The organism is Novosphingobium sp. B-7, from assembly GCF_000410615.1.
GTDB classification, from domain to species: Bacteria; Pseudomonadota; Alphaproteobacteria; order Sphingomonadales; family Sphingomonadaceae; genus Novosphingobium; species Novosphingobium capsulatum.
Genome location: NZ_APCQ01000278.1, coordinates 1 through 2,566 on the forward strand (window position 1 = coordinate 1; position 2,566 = coordinate 2,566).

1 protein-coding gene is annotated in these 2,566 nt (G+C 68.6%); it reads right to left on the bottom strand.

Going from position 1 to position 2,566, the window contains the following annotated elements:
* Nucleotides 1-2,429: beta-galactosidase GalA (gene galA, locus H926_RS0103995; protein WP_237740972.1), on the bottom strand; the 2,429-nt coding region annotated here is incomplete at its 3' end.
* Nucleotides 2,430-2,566: the final 137 nt, after the last annotated feature.

Below are 2,566 nucleotides of genomic sequence, written 5' to 3' on the forward strand. Positions count from 1 at the left end.
GAGCGCAGCCAGCGATCCAGGCGTTGCCGTGGCGCTTCGGCCGCCACCGTTGGCGCGGCACTTCTGCCCTCGCGGCCTACCACCAGCCGGGCCGGGGCCAAGCCGGGCGCGCGCGCTTCCAGTACCAGCGGGGCAAGGCCCGCGTCCCCCTGCACGATCGCCTGGGCCAGACCGTTGAACAGGCTGCGCACGGTGCCTTTCTCGCTTTCGTGGCTGTTGGGATCGCCATTGCCCAGCCCGATGATTGCCCCGCCGCGCACGGACAGATGCACCATGTCCTGCGCCACCGGCACATGGCGGCCACGCGCATCGGTGGCATCGATGGTGATCGCCAGGGCATCATCGCCTTCGCTACCCAGCGCGCGGCGCGCGGGGGTCAGCCGCAGCGCCTTTGCCGGGCCAGCGGTCTCGTGCACCATGCGGGCCACCACCTTGCCGCCGTCGATCGCCAGGGCTTCCAGCCGGCCGGGGGCATAGGGGATGTGCAGCGTGTGCCCCATGATGCGGTCGGCCTTGGCGATCTGCGCCACGATGCGCCCGTTCAGCCGCACTTCCAAGCTCGGCGCATTGGTGATCGCCAGCATTTCGATCGGCTGGCCTTCGCGGCCGGGCCAGGTCCAGTGCGGATCGATCCACAACATCGGCGCGCTGTCCAGCCACTGCGCCTGGCGGATGCCGAACGCGGTCTTGGGAAAGCCGCACAGGTCCATGATGCCGAAAAAGCTGCCCACGCTGGGCCAGGCATAGGGCGTGGGCTCGCCATGGTAATCCAGCCCGGTCCAGACAAAGCCGCCGGCCACAAACGGCCGCGCCGCGATTGCCTGCCAGGATTGGCGGTGGGTGGCGCCCCAGCCGGCGGCTTCCTTGTCCAGCGCGGTGATCACGTGGGCCTGCGGATCGCTGGCAAAGGCGCCGCGCGTGCCATAGGCGCTGGTGTCTTCGCTGCTCAGCATCGGCTGGTCGGGATGCAGCGCGTGATAGCGATCGTAATCGCCCTGGTAATAGTTGAAGCCCATGAGGTCGACCGCCTGGCCGACGTTTTCGGGATTGAAGAAGCCGCCACTCATCGCCGCGGTCACCGGGCGGTCCGGGTCGAGCCGGCGCACGGCGGCGCGCAGGCGGCGCACCATTTCCTTGCCGGCATGGGTGCCCTGCATCGGTTCTTCGTTGAACACCGACCATGCGAACACGCATGGATGGTTGCGGTCGCGCCGCACCAGCCATTCCAGCTGCGCCAGATAATCGGGCGCGGGGTTGAACAAGCGGTTTTCGGCCATGACCAGAAAACCCAGCCGGTCGCACCAGTCCATCACTTCGGGCGCGCAGGCGCCATGCGTCATGCGAATGGCGTTGCAGCCCAGCTGCTTAAGGCGCTGCAACCGCCACAGCACCAAGGCATTGGGCACGGCGACGCCCACCCCGGCATGGTCCTGGTGCAGGCACACGCCCTTGATCTTGGTGGCGACGCCATTGAGCAGCAGGCCGCGCGCCGGATCGAACACCACCGCACGAAAACCGATCGCCACGCTGCGGCGGTCGATCACCACGCCATCGCGTTCCACTTCCACTATCAGATCGTGCAGCACAGGATCATCGGGAGACCAGAGCGCCAGCGCGCCATCGGGCCGCAGCGTGATCTGCGCCGTGCCCTGGTCCAGTCCAGCCACTTGCGCCGTGGCACTGCCCTGGCACAGCAGGCGTCCATCGCCATCGCGCACACTGGCGCGCACCACGGCACTGGCCGGTGCGTCGGCGATATTGCCCAGCGTCACGCTGACCGGCACCGTCCAAGTGCCATCGGCCTGGCGCACCGGGTGGCCATGCACGCCCTGTTCGGCAATGTGCAGCGGCGGCCGGGTCACCAGCCAGGCATGGCGATAGATCCCCGCGCCTTCGTACCACCAACCCTCGCGCACGGTGGCATCGGCGCGCACCGCGATCCAGTTGAGATCGTCGCCATAGCGGGCAAAGGGCGTCAGATCGATCGTCACCCCGGTATAGCCCGACCAGGAGTGTGCCACCTCGCTGCCATTGACCCACACCGTGGCGTGGCTGGCGATGCCGTCAAAGCGCAGCTCGATCTTCTGGCCTTCCACTGCCGGGTCGAGCCGGATCAGGCGGCGATACCAGCCGACCCAGCCGATCCCACGCGGGCGATAGCCTTGCGAGACATTGGCAGCGGGATCGAAGCCCTGCGCGCTGGCCCAATCGTGCGGCAGCGTAACCGCCTGCCAGTCTGACGCATCGAAATCGAGCGCGGCCGGCCCACCGGCGTTGCCGGCCTTGACCGACAGATAGGTGGCATTGTGATCGGCGGGCACGGGAAAAGGAATGTCGCCTTCGTGAAACAGCCATCCCTGGTCGAGCGACTGGCGCCCCGGCTCCGTCACCGGCAGGCGCGGCGCGGCGCCGGGCAGGGGGGCTGGCATGCGCAAGCCGCCAGGCATCATGTCCGTCGGGGCGATCAGCAGTGCCGCGCCGCGGTTTGCGCTGGGCAGGGCCATCGCGCTGCCGCCCCAGCCCAGCCGCATTGCCATGGCCCAGCCCGCCGCCCCTTTCAGCAAGG